The organism is Bordetella saccharivorans (assembly GCF_045862855.1).
Taxonomy (GTDB): Bacteria; Pseudomonadota; Gammaproteobacteria; order Burkholderiales; family Burkholderiaceae_B; genus Bordetella_A; species Bordetella_A petrii_F.
Genome location: NZ_BAAFZO010000001.1, coordinates 4,150,207 through 4,166,246 on the forward strand (window position 1 = coordinate 4,150,207; position 16,040 = coordinate 4,166,246).

General features: G+C 60.5%; 11 protein-coding genes. All 11 read right to left on the minus strand.

The window, feature by feature from the left end; all coding sequences use genetic code 11:
• Positions 1 to 290: 290 nt before the first annotated feature.
• Entirely contained in the window at positions 291 to 1,766 is a 1,476-nt protein-coding gene (locus ACKTT0_RS19965; protein ID WP_407851510.1) for a pyridoxal phosphate-dependent decarboxylase family protein, read from the minus strand.
• 22 nt (positions 1,767 to 1,788) lie between these two features.
• A complete protein-coding gene (locus ACKTT0_RS19970) occupies positions 1,789 to 3,942 on the minus strand; it encodes a hypothetical protein (protein WP_407851511.1) in 2,154 nt (717 codons plus the stop codon).
• Between the two features lie 64 nt (positions 3,943 to 4,006).
• A complete protein-coding gene (locus ACKTT0_RS19975; protein ID WP_407851512.1) occupies positions 4,007 to 5,434 on the minus strand; it encodes a hypothetical protein in 1,428 nt (475 codons plus the stop codon).
• Between the two features lie 281 nt (positions 5,435 to 5,715).
• The gene (locus tag ACKTT0_RS19980) at positions 5,716 to 6,942 is read right to left on the minus strand and encodes a capsule biosynthesis protein (RefSeq protein WP_407851513.1); all 1,227 of its coding nucleotides are present in this window, start codon (positions 6,940 to 6,942) and stop codon (positions 5,716 to 5,718) included.
• Positions 6,939 to 8,888: a capsular polysaccharide biosynthesis protein gene (locus ACKTT0_RS19985; protein ID WP_407851514.1), complete on the minus strand. Its 1,950-nt coding sequence runs from the start codon at positions 8,886 to 8,888 to the stop codon at positions 6,939 to 6,941. The genes ACKTT0_RS19980 and ACKTT0_RS19985 overlap by 4 nt, the downstream gene beginning before the upstream one ends.
• 66 nt (positions 8,889 to 8,954) lie before the next feature.
• On the minus strand, positions 8,955 to 10,061 hold the full coding sequence (locus ACKTT0_RS19990) for a polysaccharide biosynthesis/export family protein (protein WP_407851515.1): 1,107 nt from the start codon (positions 10,059 to 10,061) through the stop codon (positions 8,955 to 8,957).
• A gap of 98 nt (positions 10,062 to 10,159) precedes the next feature.
• Positions 10,160 to 12,163, minus strand: coding sequence for a glycosyltransferase (locus tag ACKTT0_RS19995; protein ID WP_407851516.1), 2,004 nt, complete (start codon positions 12,161 to 12,163; stop codon positions 10,160 to 10,162).
• A 31-nt stretch (positions 12,164 to 12,194) separates the two neighbouring features.
• On the minus strand, positions 12,195 to 13,301 hold the full coding sequence (locus ACKTT0_RS20000; RefSeq protein WP_407851517.1) for a KpsE/RkpR family capsule polysaccharide export protein: 1,107 nt from the start codon (positions 13,299 to 13,301) through the stop codon (positions 12,195 to 12,197).
• A gap of 24 nt (positions 13,302 to 13,325) precedes the next feature.
• Complete coding sequence (locus tag ACKTT0_RS20005; RefSeq protein WP_407851518.1) at positions 13,326 to 13,979, minus strand: ABC transporter ATP-binding protein; 654 nt, start codon at positions 13,977 to 13,979, stop codon at positions 13,326 to 13,328.
• Positions 13,980 to 14,003: 24 nt separating this feature from the next.
• The gene (locus ACKTT0_RS20010) at positions 14,004 to 14,786 is read right to left on the minus strand and encodes an ABC transporter permease (protein WP_407851519.1); all 783 of its coding nucleotides are present in this window, start codon (positions 14,784 to 14,786) and stop codon (positions 14,004 to 14,006) included.
• A 36-nt stretch (positions 14,787 to 14,822) separates the two neighbouring features.
• The gene (locus ACKTT0_RS20015) at positions 14,823 to 15,887 is read right to left on the minus strand and encodes a CgeB family protein (RefSeq protein WP_407851520.1); all 1,065 of its coding nucleotides are present in this window, start codon (positions 15,885 to 15,887) and stop codon (positions 14,823 to 14,825) included.
• Positions 15,888 to 16,040 lie beyond the last annotated feature (153 nt).

The following is a 16,040-nucleotide window of genomic DNA, read 5'->3' on the forward strand; positions in this document are numbered from 1 at the left end:
AACAGATTTTAGACTTGGCCTATTTATTGCTTTAATTCTCTAATTGTTTTGTGACATCGAGGGCGGAACCCTGTACGTGTATAAAGTTACATTCGAGGGGCGCCGCGACGTATGACTGGCTAGCGAGCCAGGGCCATGCGTCAACAAAAAGGGAGCCGGCAGAAAGGCGGGAGGTGCCCGGGATGGTGCATTGGCAAGGCGCCAACGCCGCGCCGGCTGTCGCGAAAGGAAGGGTGGGAATCAGCCCGCGGGAGGCTGGTATGCTGTGGCGACGCGGCCGGGGGAGGAAGCTAGGCTACATCGATATTGGCGCTGTCGCCCAGGAGCGATTCCCGGGCATCTTCGACCGCGGCAATTGAATAATGAATGTCTGAATCAGTTGCCCGGTGGTTGACGATAGCCGCCCGTAGCACGATGCGCCCTGCGTGCCGGGTGGTCGAGAATACAGCCTTCCCGTGCATCTGCAGGGTTTGCGCGATGTTTTCGTGCAGCTCGTCCAGTGCCTGTTCCGTCAGGGATGGGGCAGTCACGGAGAAGCAGCACACGTTGGAGCGGACGGGCAGGGCCAGGCGCAGCGTGGGCGATGCCTCGACCAGCTTGCCCATCAGCGCAGCCTGCCGGCAATTGCGGGTAATCGCCGCAGCAAAGGCATCGCGACCATGCATCTTCAATGCGCTCCAGATCTTCAGGGCGCGAAAACCCCGTGAGAGATCGGTACCGTAGTCGCAATACCAGGGGTCGCCGCCCGCCAGGCCCGTGTGCTGTCCTGCCAGATAGGCCGGGCGGGCGGCAAAGGCGGCGCGATGGGCTTGTTCGTCGCGGATCAGCACGGCTCCGCAATCGTATTGCACGTACATCCATTTGTGAAAATCGAACGCCAGTGAGTCCGCTCTTTCAAGGCCCGATGCCAGGCCAGACCATGGCGCATCGGCAAGGCGGGACCAGGCGCCGAAGGCGCCGTCGACGTGGAACCACATCTGCTGTGCCTGGCAAAAATCGGCGATGGCGTCCAGGCGATCATACAAGCCGAGGTCGACTGAGCCGGCGGTCCCGATGACGCAGAACGGTTTGGCTCCTGCTTTGCGATCTTGCGCAACGGCGGCCTCTAATGCCTGCATGTCCATGCTGCCGGCCGCATCGCGGGGGATTGTCCGCAGGCTGGATGAGCCCAGGCCCAGCAATTCCAATGCCTTGACGGCGGCATTGTGGGTGCCCGCCACGGCGTAGGCCGTCAATGGTGGAGCGTTGCGTATGCCAGCGCGCCGGCTGTCCGCGCCCAGGGCCCATTGCCGGGCTGCCGCCAGCGCGATAACTGTCGCCTGCGACGTGCCTGTCACCAGGATCCCGCTGGCGGTCGCCGGAAAGCCGAATACTTGCCGGCACCATTCGATGACGGCGCGTTCCACGTAGATTGCCGCGTGGTCTCGTCCGCCGCAGTTGCTGTTCATGGTGGCGACAACCATTTCGGCCATCAAGCCGGCGGCCAGGCCAGTGCCGTGCACCCACCCAAAAAATCGTGGGTGCGTATTGCCGGTATTGAAGGGAAGGATGTCCCGGCGCAGAATTTCCTGCAAGCCATCGAATCCCCGGTCGATTGGCGTTTCATCAATCCGATAAGACGACAGAACGCTCGCTGGCGCGGGCTGCCATGGGTGATTATGGGCCGCCGCCATGCGGTCGATGCAGGCATCCAGGAGCGCGTGCGCGCCATCGCGGAATTGATCCCAATCTTGCGGATCCAGTGCGGAGGGGGACCGGTCGGTCATGGGCGAGTCGTCTTGCACGGTCCTAAACCTCTCTGATGCTTGCCAGGCGCCACCAACGTGACGCCAGCAGTTCTATTTTTGAGACGGCGCGTCCGGCGTCCGCTATCTCGGCGTCCAGAGCGGCCATGGTGGCGCCGTCATCGGCATAGCCGACGATCGTGAAGAACCTGGCGCCGATGACCAGGCGCAATACCGTCCTGCTGTCCGAGGAGGTGCGCAGGGTGACAGGCTGGCCAATGTGGAACTTTTGCCTGGCCAAGGCGCTTTCGGCTGCGCTCAAATCGGAAAAAAGCGCACTGACGTCCCGGTTCAGCTGTTCGAACAGATGACGGCATTCCGCTTCATCGAGCGGCTTGAGCTCTCCATTCCAATTGCAGCCCAGCACCTCGAATGACACGATGGACAGGCGGGCGAATTCTTCGTCCTTGTCGTACGGGCCACCGATCGAAATGGGCGCCAGGTATGGGCTGTCGCCGATGCGTCGAACCAGCGTGTCGCGGAATCGTTCGAATGCCTCGCGGCGAAAACCTTCCGGCAGCGCCTCCAGCAGCCGCGCCTCCATCACTGCCGGCAACCAGCGGAACAACGGGCCGAAACTGGGCGTCGTGGTGCTTTCCGGCAACTGGCCTGACCACCATTTGCTCCAGAGCTCGCCATGGCAGACGCCCGGCGCGTGGCGCAGGTTTGCCTGAATAGCCGGCAGACGCGACCGGATTTCTCGCGGCAACACCAGGGCGCCGGAAAATGGCGGCCCCGTCAAGAACTTGGAGCCAGAGACCTGCAATATCCAGCCGCGTTCGATGCACGCGCCCAGATCCTTGAAGCTCATGCGCATCTGGCAGGCGTCGACGACGACGTCGACCCGGTCCGGCGCGATCTGCGTTAATTCCTTGACCGCGGCTACCGTCGGAGCGACCAGGCCCGTCTTCGAGGCGAGCAGCACGTGGGCTAATACCCGATCGCCGCGCTCCAGTGCCTGCCGGCCGACGTCGATGAAGTCGCGATCGATTTCCGCCGGCGTGCGCGGGGCGCCGTCCGGGCCGCGGATGGCGACTTTTGCCGTCGAAATCGCGCCCTCAGGCCAGATCGATGCTCCTTTTTCGATTTTCATCCCGGTTGCCGCCAGATGATCGAAATAGCAGCCGGCGCCGGCCAGGGCCACGCCGCTGCCTGTTTCGTCCGGGGCAATCAGGATGTTCGTCAACCTGCCTGGCGAGCCTGCCTTGCTGATCAGCACGGTGGCCAGCTCTGCATCGGTGCCGGATGCCGTGATCATGACATCTGCCTGCTGCTCGTCCAGGCCCAGCATCAAGCAGATTTCCTGGCCCATGGCATCTGCCGCAGCGTGGATCAGTTCTGCCCGGGATGCCGGGTGCGCGCGCTGTACCCGCAGCAGCCTGGAGCGCAGCAGTTCGCAGAACATGAAGCCATAGTCGCTGATGGCCGAGGCCGTCGACGACGAGAAATGGACCGCATCGGGCCGCGGTCGCGGCGGAACGCCATATCGGTTGTGGCCGGATGTTTGATCCAGGCGCAGGCGGCTGTCGCCGCCCGCGGTCAGGATGTATTCGAGCGGAGCGGAGAGCTCCGGGGACGGCTCGACCGTGTCGATAGACGGGGCAGGGGTGTCAATCGCGGATAGCGTGTGCTGCCATTGCACCAGTTCCTGCGTGATATGCACCGTGCCGCCACCCCAGGCGGCCGCCGCGATCTGCTCCTGCAGCAGCGACAGGAACAGGTTGCGGCTGCGCGTCGACAGGCCGCCCAGCAGCAGGTTGCCGTGGCGCAGTACGTCGGCATGCTCCTGGGGACTCGGGGGAACGTCCACGTCGCAAATGCGCGCGAGTTCGAGTCCCCAGCGCGCCGCCGCCGCCAGCGCGGCGGGATCGTCCAGCAGCGCGGGCGACAGTCTGACGATCTGCTGGGACGGGTGGAGACAGAACGGCGCGTGCGCGATGTCGCCTAGCGAAAACCGCCATTCGGCGGTCGGCAGCAGGGCCGCCATGGCCGGATCGGATTGCAGCATCAATCGCAATCTCGGATGAGGCACGACGGATTCTATGGTCCGGGTCCATGGCCTGTCCTGCCGGTCGAGGATATTCCCCAGTCGTTCACAGTAGTCACGGTACATGCCCGCCAGGATATCGACGCGTGAATGTTCCGGAGCGGTTTCCATTTAAACACCTCGCAATGAATAGGCTTGGCTGGATCGCTCGTGAGCGAAAGCTGGCTCTCCGTGGCTAATGGGCCCTGGTGTACGTCGGTGGGTTGATCGGTATCTCGGCGATTTCCGGGATCAGTTCGCGGATCTTGCCCTGCAGGTAGTTCGATTCGGCCCGGATCTCCTGGGGAACTCCCATGAACTTCTTGACGATCCGGCGGCTATTGAACGCGATCACGGTGTCGAACGCGATATCGGACTCGGTGACGACCCCGGTCTGCCAGGCCCCCATGCGGTGCTCGATGAAGAAGAGATCCCATGGACTGGCAAATTGCAGCGCGGTCTCCATGTCGGCATCCTGGTATTGCTTGAGGAATGAGTCCCGCAGGCTGTCGCTGAAAGGCACATTGCCGGCGATGGAGTAGAACAGGGCCATGCGATTCGGCGTATTGGGACCGAGCGCAAAGCCCTTTTTCTTGGAATAATGGCTGAACAGGTTGGAGCGCGCCAACTCCATCAGATTCGTGCGAATATGGACGTAGTGCTGCGGTCCGAACGTATCGTAGTAGGCGCAGGCCAGAATGTGTTGGTGGTGGCAGAACGTATTCGACTGGACTGCAGCCATCAGGTCAGGATCGGCTTTGTACCACTTGTACGCAATCAGCTGGTGCTTCAGCTTGAGGACTGCGGCGATATCTTGCGCCACGCGCGAGTCCAACCGGTGTTTGGGGTGGGCCCCATTGGTGTAGGTGAAGAATGACAGCTTGTCCCACAAGCCGCGAGCAGCCGCCAATGTGGAGCGACTGTCCAGGCCGGCGGTCAATGAGACGAGCACTGGTGTGCGCCGGGTCAGGCTTTCGACGACTTTGTGGGCTTCCGAGAAGGCGAAATCCCAACTGTCTTCGATGGTCGATTCCTCGATGGGCTCGATCGGGAAGAAGCGCTTCAAGGTTCCGGTCTTCAGCGACAGGGAATTGTTCGGCGGCATCCGGTAAACACCCACGAAGCGGGTGTCGATGCCGGGATAGCCGAGCGAGTATTCCCGCTCCTGCTCTTCCACGTTGCCGCCGTTGGCTGCCTGGGACACCATCTGGGCGTGAGCGCCGGCGATGGTGCCATCGGGCGTGTTGCAGTAATACAGCGAACGCAGGCCAATCGCGTCCGCCTGCAGTAGGGTGCCTTCTTCTTTCGAGTCGGAAATGATGACGAATCGGCCGATCAGTTTGTCGATTTCTGCTTGCCTTCCTCCCCAGTTGGCGAGCAGCAGCTCGGCTATCTCTTTGTGAGCTTTTTCGATGTGCTCAGGGTGAACTAACTCTCCTATGACCGCAATCGCCTTGCCGTGCTTGGCGGCAACGCCAATGCGCGCATTGGGGCTCGCATACAGCGGGCACGGAAACGATATTTTCTTGAAATTATCTGGGTGCCATTTCAGGCCCTGGCCAATAATGAAGCCAAGCGAATACACAATATTCTGCTTGCTGTTCGATTCAACGCTCTCCTTCACCCCACTCTCCCACTTTCTCTATATATGTATAGAGCGGGATTCTATATTAAAAAAAGCTATGCTTTTATGAATTCATGTATTGATACACTCATATGTACCTCTTTGATTTTCTTGGGCAAGTTTTTTCGAGTTGACGAGGTAAGTGCGGAATTGTCGACGGATGTCCATCTTTTTTGTGATGGCCGCCGGCGCGCGGGCAGGGGTGGCGCAAGGGCGCGGCATGCCGTCGGCCGGGCGCCGGTGCGGCCTCGCCGCATGGCCCCAATACCGGTCTTCGGAGCTCAGGACGCGAGGACTTCGAGCGGCGAGCGCTCCGCGGTCAGGCGAGGCAGTGAGTTGCGGATTGCCATGTGCATGCCGGAACGCGAATAGAAGCCGCCGTTGAGCTGTGTCGTATGGATGACGACATTCCGGAAATGATGGAACAACGCGGCATCGGGAGGCTCGGCCGCCAGCCAGAAATCGTCCAACGGTCCCTGGAATGTCAGGCCTGGCATGTTGTAGATGGCATTGGCCAGCGCGATCGTGGGGCGGCTGTGCACCAGGGCCGATCCCCCGACGGTGCTGTTGACCGTGACCACGCCACAGGCATGGTTGAGCAAGGTCGGCAAATGCCCTGTTTCCAGGTACAGCACACGCAGGGCGATGCCGAATTTCCGTGCGGTGGCGTCAATGTACTCGCCATAGTCGCACAGCCCGGTATCCAGTGGGTGGTTCTTGATGATCAGGTAATCCGATGGTCGGGCGGCCTTGGCGAACGAGGCGATAGTATGTTCGATCACCTCGAACATGTTGTTGAAGGACGAGTGGTTCTTGATCTGCGCATCGCTGTTGAGCTGTAGCGGCAGCAGCCAGAAGCGCCGCTTGTGATACGCCAGCTTGGCGATGGTCTGGGCATCGAGCTTGGTGGCTCTTGGAAGGATCAGCGCGCGTCGCAGATAGGCGAAGTACTCGACCGGAGCGGTAACCGGGGCATGGGTGCAGTACTTCGGGTACAGTAGTGGATTCGGGATGTTGCCGATGTGGTAGACCACATCGTGCCAGGCACGGATCCAGAATGACGATTCGAAAGCCTCGCCGTTGCCATACTCGGGCACTGAGCGTCCGACTTGCCGGTACCAGTCTGGGTCGCGCGGCAGGCGCGAACGCGCGTTGACTCCGTGGCGCTCGAGCGTCACCCAGTATGGGCGGAAGTATCCTTCCTCAAAGACGTGGACGCGTACACCGGTGCGTTCGGCCAGGTCGATGGCCGGCAGGTGCAGCGGGCGGCAGTCGCCGAACAGGACGAGATCGGTGGCGCCGGTCTTCGCGAAGGTGTCCGCATAGAAGGCCGCGGCCTCGTCCTGGCTGCCGCGATAGGGCAGGGCCTTGCCGGCTCTCCAATAAAGGGCATCGCCGCCATTGAAGTTGACCTTGTGGACGGCATGGCCGTGTTCGCGCAGCGCCCTGCCCAGCAAGGAGAAATAGGGAGTGCACATTCCCTGCAGCAGCAGAAATGAGCGGCTCATGCTTTTCGGAAGGCGCGAGCAATGATGCGGCGAATGCCCGATGGCCTGCCGCCGAGGTTTTCCGCACGCCAGGCCATCAGTTCCGCCAGCGCCCGCTCGGCGGTCGTGTAGCGGCGGGTGTGGCGGCTGACGTAGGTGGGGTATAGCAGCAGCGTGGCGGCGACCAGCTGGTCCAGGTCCAGGCGCCGCGCGCGGCGCGCTGCGACTTCTGGCGCCAAGCCTAGGTCGCGCGTCAGGCCCCAGCCGGCATAGAAGGGTTGTCCGTGGGTGGTCACGGGGATGCCGCGCAGCAAGGCTTCGAATCCAGCCAGCGACGTCAATACGTGCACCTCGTCCACCTCGCTCATCATGGCGCCGATCGAGACATTGCCGACGATGTCGTCAGCCCATCGCGAGGCTTCGGTTTCGTCGACGCCCCGTTGCCGAAGCCCCGCCAGGACATCCGGGTGGGGCTTATAGATGATGTGGGCCCGTGGATTGGCATGCCGGACCGCCTGCAGCAAGGCAATGTTTCCAGAGACTGATGTTGCGCCATAGCGGATCGATGCATCGCTTTCGACTTGGCCCGGTACCAGAATGATGCGGTTATCGCCTGCCGGTCGTTGCCACCCGTGGTCGCCGACATTGTATTTTGTCAGCCCGGCATGGGTAATGGCCTGCCTCAGCTGCCTGGCACGGTCGCACAGTTCCGGCGGGAAATCAACCGTCGCCAGCAGGTGTTCGAGCCTGGAGGGCTGGGTGGCGTCGTAGTAGATGCCGAGGTCGTCCACGACCCAGGACAGCGGTCGGATGAAGTCGGCGCCCAGGCCGACCGAGCGCAGAAAACCGTCCTCGATGCGCAGCAGGTTAGCATTGCCCGGGTGTTGTCGGATCAAGTCATCGTGCTTTCGCCCCCACACGGCGATGGGCTGTTCGACGGGCTCGGTCAGGATCGAGACGTCGCCGAAGCGGACCTGGCTGCCGGCCAGGAAGTCTCGCACGAAGGGTTTTTTCCATCGGGAGAACCCCACCGCGGTGATCTGCTCGGGTAGCCGGGCCCGCATTTGCCGCTGCAGCGCGAGCCAGGCTAGCGTCTGCTCGACTTCGCAGGGCAGGCCGGTTTCAGGATCTATGTAGCGGGGATAATCGATCAGGGCGGCGCCTACCAGCGCTTCCAAGCTGGCGGGACGCCGGCGCGCCGGGGCCTCCAGCTCGTCCTGGGTCAGGCCCCAGCCGGCATAGAAGGGCATGCCGAAAGTGCGCACCGGCTTGCCCCACAACAGCGCCTCGAACCCGATCTGGGAGGTGACCACATAGACCGCCTCGGCGTGTTCCAGTAGTCGGGCCGGGTGGACATGGTCGCGCAGCAGCAATACCCGCTCGCTGCCTTCGAGCGCGCTCGGATCGAAATGGCCCGTCTTGCCGCCCGCCACGACGTCGGGATGGGCCTTCAGGATGATGCGGGTGCCGGGGTGCTCGGCCATGGCGGCGGCCAGCATGCGGTCGAAGCTGGCCTGGCTGGCTTGGCCGTAGCGTATCGAGGCGTCGCCGCGCGTCTGGTCCACGACCAGCACGTAGGGTTGCCGCAGCAATGCCGGCCGCGGGTCGCGGGCGGCGTTGTACTTCGATACCAGGCCGTCGCGCCAGGCAGCGATCAAGGCGGTGACGCGCGCTTCGCGATCCGCGTCCAGCGCCCGGCATACCAGTTGTTCCAGGCGGGACGGCGCGCCGGCATCGTAGTAGATGCCGGCATCATCGATCACCACGGACAGGGGCGGTTCCTGGGCGCCGTTGCCCATGGAGCGCAGAAACCCGTCCTCGAGCAGCCAGCATGTCCCGCGATGCCGTGCCGCGTGCCGTTGCGCTCGCTTGCCGCTTGCTTTGCGTCCCCACCCTACAAAAGGCGTGCCGGAGGCAACAGGGCCGCCGAGATAAGGGGCAATGCGGGCCCCGAGCAGCTTGTGCAAGTGTGGCGCCCGCCAGATTTTCCAGTCTGGCAGGGCGGCCAAAGCATGATTGCTACGCATGCATGGTTAGAAGCGTCGTCCCAGCATGACAGATTGCACGATCGGCGTGATGATCTTCTGCCATTCGTAGACCGCTGCGTTGGTGACGTAGATCGCATCGTCGGGATGGACGAGGAACTGGCCAGCCAGGAAGACCGATTCCGGGTTGCGCATATTCAACTGGAACACCAGCGGCTTGGGTTCTCCCGTTTGAGGGTCTACGCTCCTGCGGAAGATGAAGACACCGGTGGGGTCAGCCATCGCTTCCTTGAGGCCGCCAATGGAGCCGATGGTTTCCAGCAGGCTCGGGTTTTCCGAAGGCAGGTCGTGCAGTCCGGGTTCGGTGACTGCGCCCATCGCGACGAAGCGCTTGCGCGCGCGTTCGACGATGATCTCGGAATGAGGCTGGACGGGTACATTGCCGCCGTCGAGAATTTTCTTGTAGTTATACGATTTGACGCTTTTACCCGTGCGTACGGTGACGGTGGTCAGGTGCGGCTCAGGGATGGGGCCACCGGCCAGATTGATCGCATCCAGCAGGGTCAGCGGGCCTTGCAATGTCGAGAATCGTCCAGGGGCTTTTACGGCGCCGGCTACCAGTACCGAGCCGGAAAGGTCGCCGACCAGCTCCACATGTACCTGGGGATCTGCTGCCTTGCCCTTCAGGCTGCGCTCAATTTTGTCCGAGACTTGGTCCAGGGCCAGCCCGCGGACCTTGATCTTGCCTGCATACGGCAGGTTGATATAGCCCTGCGAATTGACGCGCACGGCGTCGAAACTGGTGCCGCCCGAAGCCAACGGAGCGAATATGGCGCCCTCTTGCGCACTGTCGGAGATCGTAATCTTCATGACGTCGCCCGGGACCAGCCGTATGGAGGGCATCGGCATGTCCGAGGTTGCGCTGGTCGGCGGCGTTTCACCTGCGATCAGATACGGACCTATGGTAGAGGCACTCAGGTCGATCAGGGAGTATGAGGCGTCGCTATCCACATTAGTGATGGACACGCTGTATGGCCCGGCACCGGACAGGATTCCGCAGCCAGTAAGCGACAGCAACAAGGCAGCCGAACCCAGGCCACGTCTGAGCGCTCCGACAAAATGGCGGCTATCGAAATTAGGTGCAACGCTGATCATAAAATTCACACGGATATAAATGCTATTTATGTGCCATGGCAAGCTCTGTTCGCTGCCACATACAGCAACCTGGGATACAGGCTCTTAATGCAAAGCAATTACCTTGCGGGCTGCCGAGAGGCAAGGTGGCGGGTTCGCCCAACGCTTGGAGCTGACTGATTGCACAGCACGTACTTATATACGCGTTCGTACAGCCGGCCAACTATAGCAGGATTTCTCGTAGTGCTGACCCACTTGTGGGCACGCTCCAGCATGCTGATCATGGCCGTATTCCTAGAGTCAATTCGTCGCAAAACTTCAGGCAGGTTTTTAGAGTCGGGGGCGAACAGGATTTTATGGCTCCGCGTCGGCATCAGCTCATCGAACGTTTCGCAACCCTGCAGGCCGATGACAGGGAGCTTATTAACCATGGCATGCCCAATCCACCAGGACAACTGCTGCTCCGTCCAATGAATGGACGTCGCAGGTAGCAAAATGGCATGCAATGCCGACAAGAATCGCGCTGGATCGGTGTCGCCCGTGCTTATATAGGAAATATCCAAGCCGGGTTGCTGGGCTGCAATAGTACGGTAGCTCGCCAGCTCTTGCTCGTTCCCATATATGGCAAGGTGCATCTGTGCAGACTCGGCTAGAGCAGCCAGCAGGGCGGTCCGGTCGGCCGTGCTAAAAGAGCTGGCTACAAGGCCCAGCAGGGGGGTTTTGGCCTCACCGGCTGGGTAGGAGGCCAAGGTCGGGGAGTCATATTTTGAAACATTTAGTGCCGTCGGTACAACAAAAATCCGTTCCGCATCCAGGCCGCGCGCTACTAGCGCCGACCTGGCCGGCTCGGTGGGGACGATGACGGCGTCGGCCTCACGCATGCATCGTTCTTCCTGCGCGTGGTACAGGGCGAGCATTTCCGCATCGGCTCGTTCTTGAACCTGGTCCGGCGGCACGGCGAAAATCGGACGCCACTCGTAGACGAATGGCAAGCGCAACTGCCGGGCGATGGCCACGCCGCGCACGGCAAGGTCGTAGCCGCGCCGCCCGGTATGGGCGTGGATCAGCGTGGCTTCGTGATCGCGGCAAATGTGTAGCGAAAGTAGCGTATCCAGTTCCATGACGCGCGTACGTTCGAGTTCCCGCTGTGCGCGCACGGTCAGGCTGGCCAGCTGAAAACTGGTGACCCCGGATTGGTCCCGCTGGATCCATGGTGTCGGGGTGGCGTCATCGGCCAGATACTCGTGAGGGGAAATTACAAACGCCTTGACGCGGGTCTTGGCATGGGACTGGATGATATCCGGGAGGCAAGCCACGCAGTTGCCGGGCCCCGTGTCGCCCCAGATGTGCGCGACGCAAACCGGCTGGCTCGGCGACCGGACGGGCACTTCAAGCGGCGCGCTGGACGCCAGGGCCGGCTGCCATGATGGATCCGCTTCGCGCAGATTGTCGAGCTGCCGCAGAATCTCCTCCCGGTACGGTTCTTTGGCATTGCCAGCCATTAGCAGGGCTGTGCCGGCTTTGCGCAGCAAGGCCGGTACCTGGTGTCGTACGGCGAACTCAAACGCGTAGCGGATCAGTGCGGGATTTTCGTGGCTTTTTTTGTCCAACAGGCGCAGCAGGGCTACCCTGGTGGCCTCCACGGAGGCCTCTTCCCGCTGGCGAAAACTATCGACCGAATCCGCCACCTGCCGTATGTCGGGGTCCTGGACGATTTTGACGTCGATACTGGCCTTCCACCGGATCAGCATGACGTCCAGTTGCGCGGCATCGTCCGGGGCAATGATAGGGCGCGATACGAAGTCTTGGACAGCTGAGTGCGACGGGACATACATCACCCATCGCTTGTAGCGTTGGGAGAAGGTCCAATCGGCCACGGACGCATCGCATGCCCGACCGTGGAGGGACTGGAAGCGCAGCGCGAGCAAGAGTGCCTGTTTGCTGACGTGCTGTACGGCGTCGGTGACGGCTGTATAGATGCGATAGGCCGAGCCAGGCTCCACCGGGGCATGGAAGCGCCGCAGGAGTCGGCTGGGCTCGGATGGCCCGGAAGCAATGTCCTCTGTCATGCCCGCCTCACTGGTGTCGGTGGCGGCGCGTTGCGAGGCAGGTCGATTGGCCATTGGGTGGTGTCAACTGGGCAGGGTTGTCGCTCTAGTCTCGATGATCCTCGATGGTCGTAATGATAAAACGCGCAATGCCGTACAGCAGGCCGAGGATGGCAAGCATCGTCAGCAGGTTATATGCGGCTTCGGGGTAGATGGCACGTTCGGGAAGATTGGGCGAGGCAATCGTGACGAGGCTGCGGATTTTGCGGGTCGCCTCAATGCGCGCATTCTGCTGGGCCGTGATCGCCAGTTTGTAGGCCTCTTCGGCCACCGAGGCGTCGATGACGAGATTGCGGTATTCCGCCGCAAGCAGGTTCATCTTCTCGTCGCCTTGCGAGGAGACCAGGCGCTTCTGTTCGGCCTGCAGCTGCTGTTCCAGCGCCTTGATTTTGTTTTTCTGCTGCTGAATCTGCGGAGACGCAGGGCTGAGGTTCGAAGCCAGGTTCTTGAGAATGGCACGCTCCTGACTGAGCATGGTCTCGATCTGCGTTACGATGCCGGCGCGCGACTGCGCGGCCGCTTCGGCGTCCAGAACGCCGTATTTGTTCTGAAAGCTCAGCAGAAGATGCTGCTTTTCTTCATAGAGGGTCCTGGCCTTGAGCAGCTCGTCCGCGGCGAACTTCATGTGGTCCCGGGCGATCCGGTGCGAGATCTCGTTGACGAATTCCTCGCTCTTCTCGAGGATCACGTCGAGCATCGCCTGCGCGAGCTTTGGGTCGAAAGCCTGTACTTCGATGCGCAGCAGGCCAGTGACCTCGTCGAAGTGAGGTTGCACAATACGCTGGTAGTAGGCCAGCCTTCTTTCCGCATCGGCGTCCTTGCTGATCCAGAAAAGCGGGTCCTTCCATTGCTTGGCGTATTGTTCCGTCCAATGCAGACGCTCTTCGAGAGCGTTCATCAGGTCGGCCGATTTGACGTACTCGGTCAGGAACAGTGTCTCCTCGCGCGAGGTCGGGTTGGCCCCTCCCATGAGCATGGCCAGACCGGGAACGGTGGCGGCCTGGCTCTCGTCGGTTTGCCTGACCACTACCTGGGCTGTGCTGGAATAACGGTCCATGGCAAAAACCGTGTAGTAGACCAATGCGATGAGCATCGGGACGGCGATTACCCAGACGGCCAAGCGGACCGATTTGAACTTGTCGAAAGATATCATTGTTGGCGATGTATTTTGGATTGGTTACGCTTGATAGGCCTTGATGCCTTCCTTGACGTCGTCAAAAATATGCGCCTGGCCATCCCGTAGCAGAATGACGATGTCGCAGAATTTTTCTATCTGCCCCATGGAGTGGCTGACAAGAATGATGTTCTTTTTCTTCAGCTTGGTCTGGAATATTTGGGCGCTTTTGCGCCGGAAGTGGATGTCGCCGACCGACATGACTTCGTCGATGAGATAGTAGTCGAAGTCGAACGCCATGCTCAGCCCGAAGCCCACCCGGGAACGCATGCCCGAGGAGTAGGTCCTGACCGGCTCGTCGAACCATTTCCCGATCTCGGCGAAGTCCTCGACATATTTGATCTTCTCGCGCATGTCGTCGCCGAAAGCGCCGTGGATCCGGCATACAAACTTCACGTTCTCGCGGCCGCTCAGGCTGCCCTGGAATCCTCCGCTCAAGCCGACAGGCCAGGAGATGTTCTTGTCGGTGATGATGCGTCCTGAATCTGGCATGTCCGAGCCACCCAGCAGGCGCATCAGGGTCGATTTCCCAGAGCCATTGCGTCCGATCAAGCCTATGTTGCGATCGGGTGGAATGGCGAACGAGAGGTCGCGAAAAACGTAGCGCCGCCCATGCGGCGTCCGGTAAGACTTGGTGACGTTCCGAAGTTCAAACATCCGACTTTCCTTTGAGGGGTCGGGTTACAGCGACATCAGCTGGAGACGGCGCAGACGATACATGCCCATTCCCAGGAAGAGCAGGACCAGGGTGCATTCGATCACGTATTGCAGCGAAATACCGTCTGCCATACGGTAGAACGGAAAAACATTGACCCGGATTAGTTCAAGTATGTGCAGAAACGGATTCCACAGCAGCAAGGGCATCCACGAAGCGGGGAAATGCGTGGGTGAATAGATGACGGCCGAAAGCAGATAGAGAGGCATAAAGATCAGCCGCAGCACCATCTTGCTTTCGGGAATGATGTTGACTATGAGGGCCAGCGTCACGCCGAGTGCAAAGCCGAAGCATATGCCCAGTGCCAGGATCCCCATCCATTCGATCGGGTGGACGATACGGGTGTCGTAACCTATCCAGGTGAACACCACTAGCAGGATGAGAAATACGGTGGCGGACAGGCTGAATTCCACCACGACCCGCGCCACAAAGGTGCTGAATGGTTGTATCTGCTTGTAGGCAAACAGGGCCTTGTTTGCCTCTACGCTCCCCATCAGCTTGAGGGCGATGTTCTTGAAGAGCAGAAATGCCGACAAGCTGACCAGCAGAAAAACCGGAAAATCCAGGCCGGGCATGGTCCGGCCGCGCAGGAACACCATGATCGCCATGATGGCGAGAATGTGGGTGAGCGGCTCGAAAATCGTCCACATGGCTCCCATTCTCATGCGCCCGAACCGGCCCTGCATTTCCCGTAGGACGAGGGCGTAGACTACGGTTCGGAAGACTTTGAATGACGAACGTTTCTGCATGATCAATAAAAGGACTGGTTTCCCGGTGCGTTGTGGTTAGCCGAGTCCCCTGCGCAGGGGAACGATTTGCAGGATTTCTTCCAACCTTTTTTCCCAGGTATGGAATTGCAGCACATGCCGAGCGCCCGCCTGCACCATCTCCTTGTCGGCGGGGCGCCAGCCGTTCTGCAACGCCCCCAGCAAGTCCTCGAGTTCTTCGGAACTGGAGACTATGTGGCAATAGTCTGAGAATTGCTGCTCGATGGACAGGGCGGGCGTGCTGACAGCCAAGCCACCGGAGGCCACGATTTCGAGAAAGCGGCGGGAGAACATGGTCGGAGAGTCTTCGATGGTGTTCACATTGAGGCACACCATGTGCTCTCTGTATACCTGTGCCGTATTCCGGTGCGGGATCTGGGTGCGCAGGTCAATCCAGGGGCGTGTCGGATAACGGTAGACATCGGAGCGCCGGTTGGAGTTCCGGTCGTAGACGGTCAGGCCGAGCTGCTGGGTTCCCTCGAACAGCATGTCTTGCCACATGCGCCGGCGTGGATGGATGTGATGGCTATAGCTGCCGACAAAACAGGCCCTGCTGTACCGATAGCCATGGTTGGCAGGAGAGTGCAGCGCGGGCTGGATCGCGAACATCAGCGGATGCACGGACGCGGCGTCGCCCAGCGCTTCCCGATAGCGGGGCAGCGCATTGGCGTCGACGGTGAAGATATGGTCGAACAGCGACGCGCTCTGGATGAAGCGATCGAAATGGACGCCGTCCTCCTTGTTCCAGAAAACGCATGGAATGCCCATGTCTCGAGCACAAGTGACAACGCGCCGAAGCTCGTCGTTGTTTCGTTTCGGATGCCCGTCATAGGACGCTATCTTGAATTTCCATGCATTGCCTTTTCCATACCATGCAGACTCGACCAGCAAGATATCGGGACGCCAGTACCTGAATACCACCCTGTAGTTGAGGGGCGAAATATTGCGAATTTCGCATTCATGTTGCAGGCATAGGGCAGTGAGTTCATCAGAGATTAGGGCAAGTTTTAATTTCTTGAATGAACCGCTGGGCGATATCTGTGTTCTGCGCGTTATGCGATCAAAAAAATCAAGGGCGCTCATGCTATGGGAGAGTGTTCACCCAGCTGTCTGACGCAGCTGTGCAGGATAGTACAGTTATGTTCTTGAAATACGTGGCATATGAAACAATGTGTGCCGAGAGGGAGGAAAGGTCCATTAATTCATGTACATTCGGGAATGTCTATAGGTTTTTTC

What these genes read in the sequence shown, in the direction of transcription:
- ACKTT0_RS19965 (WP_407851510.1), bottom strand. Translation starts at nt 1,766, where the DNA reads ATGACCGACCGGTCCCCCTCCGCACTGGATCCGCAAGATTGGGATCAA.
- ACKTT0_RS19970 (WP_407851511.1), bottom strand. Translation starts at nt 3,942, where the DNA reads ATGGAAACCGCTCCGGAACATTCACGCGTCGATATCCTGGCGGGCATG.
- ACKTT0_RS19980 (WP_407851513.1), bottom strand. Translation starts at nt 6,942, where the DNA reads ATGAGCCGCTCATTTCTGCTGCTGCAGGGAATGTGCACTCCCTATTTC.
- ACKTT0_RS19990 (WP_407851515.1), bottom strand. Translation starts at nt 10,061, where the DNA reads ATGATCAGCGTTGCACCTAATTTCGATAGCCGCCATTTTGTCGGAGCG.
- ACKTT0_RS19995 (WP_407851516.1), bottom strand. Translation starts at nt 12,163, where the DNA reads ATGGCCAATCGACCTGCCTCGCAACGCGCCGCCACCGACACCAGTGAG.
- ACKTT0_RS20000 (WP_407851517.1), bottom strand. Translation starts at nt 13,301, where the DNA reads ATGATATCTTTCGACAAGTTCAAATCGGTCCGCTTGGCCGTCTGGGTA.
- ACKTT0_RS20005 (WP_407851518.1), bottom strand. Translation starts at nt 13,979, where the DNA reads ATGTTTGAACTTCGGAACGTCACCAAGTCTTACCGGACGCCGCATGGG.
- ACKTT0_RS20010 (WP_407851519.1), bottom strand. Translation starts at nt 14,786, where the DNA reads ATGCAGAAACGTTCGTCATTCAAAGTCTTCCGAACCGTAGTCTACGCC.
- ACKTT0_RS20015 (WP_407851520.1), bottom strand. Translation starts at nt 15,887, where the DNA reads ATGAGCGCCCTTGATTTTTTTGATCGCATAACGCGCAGAACACAGATA.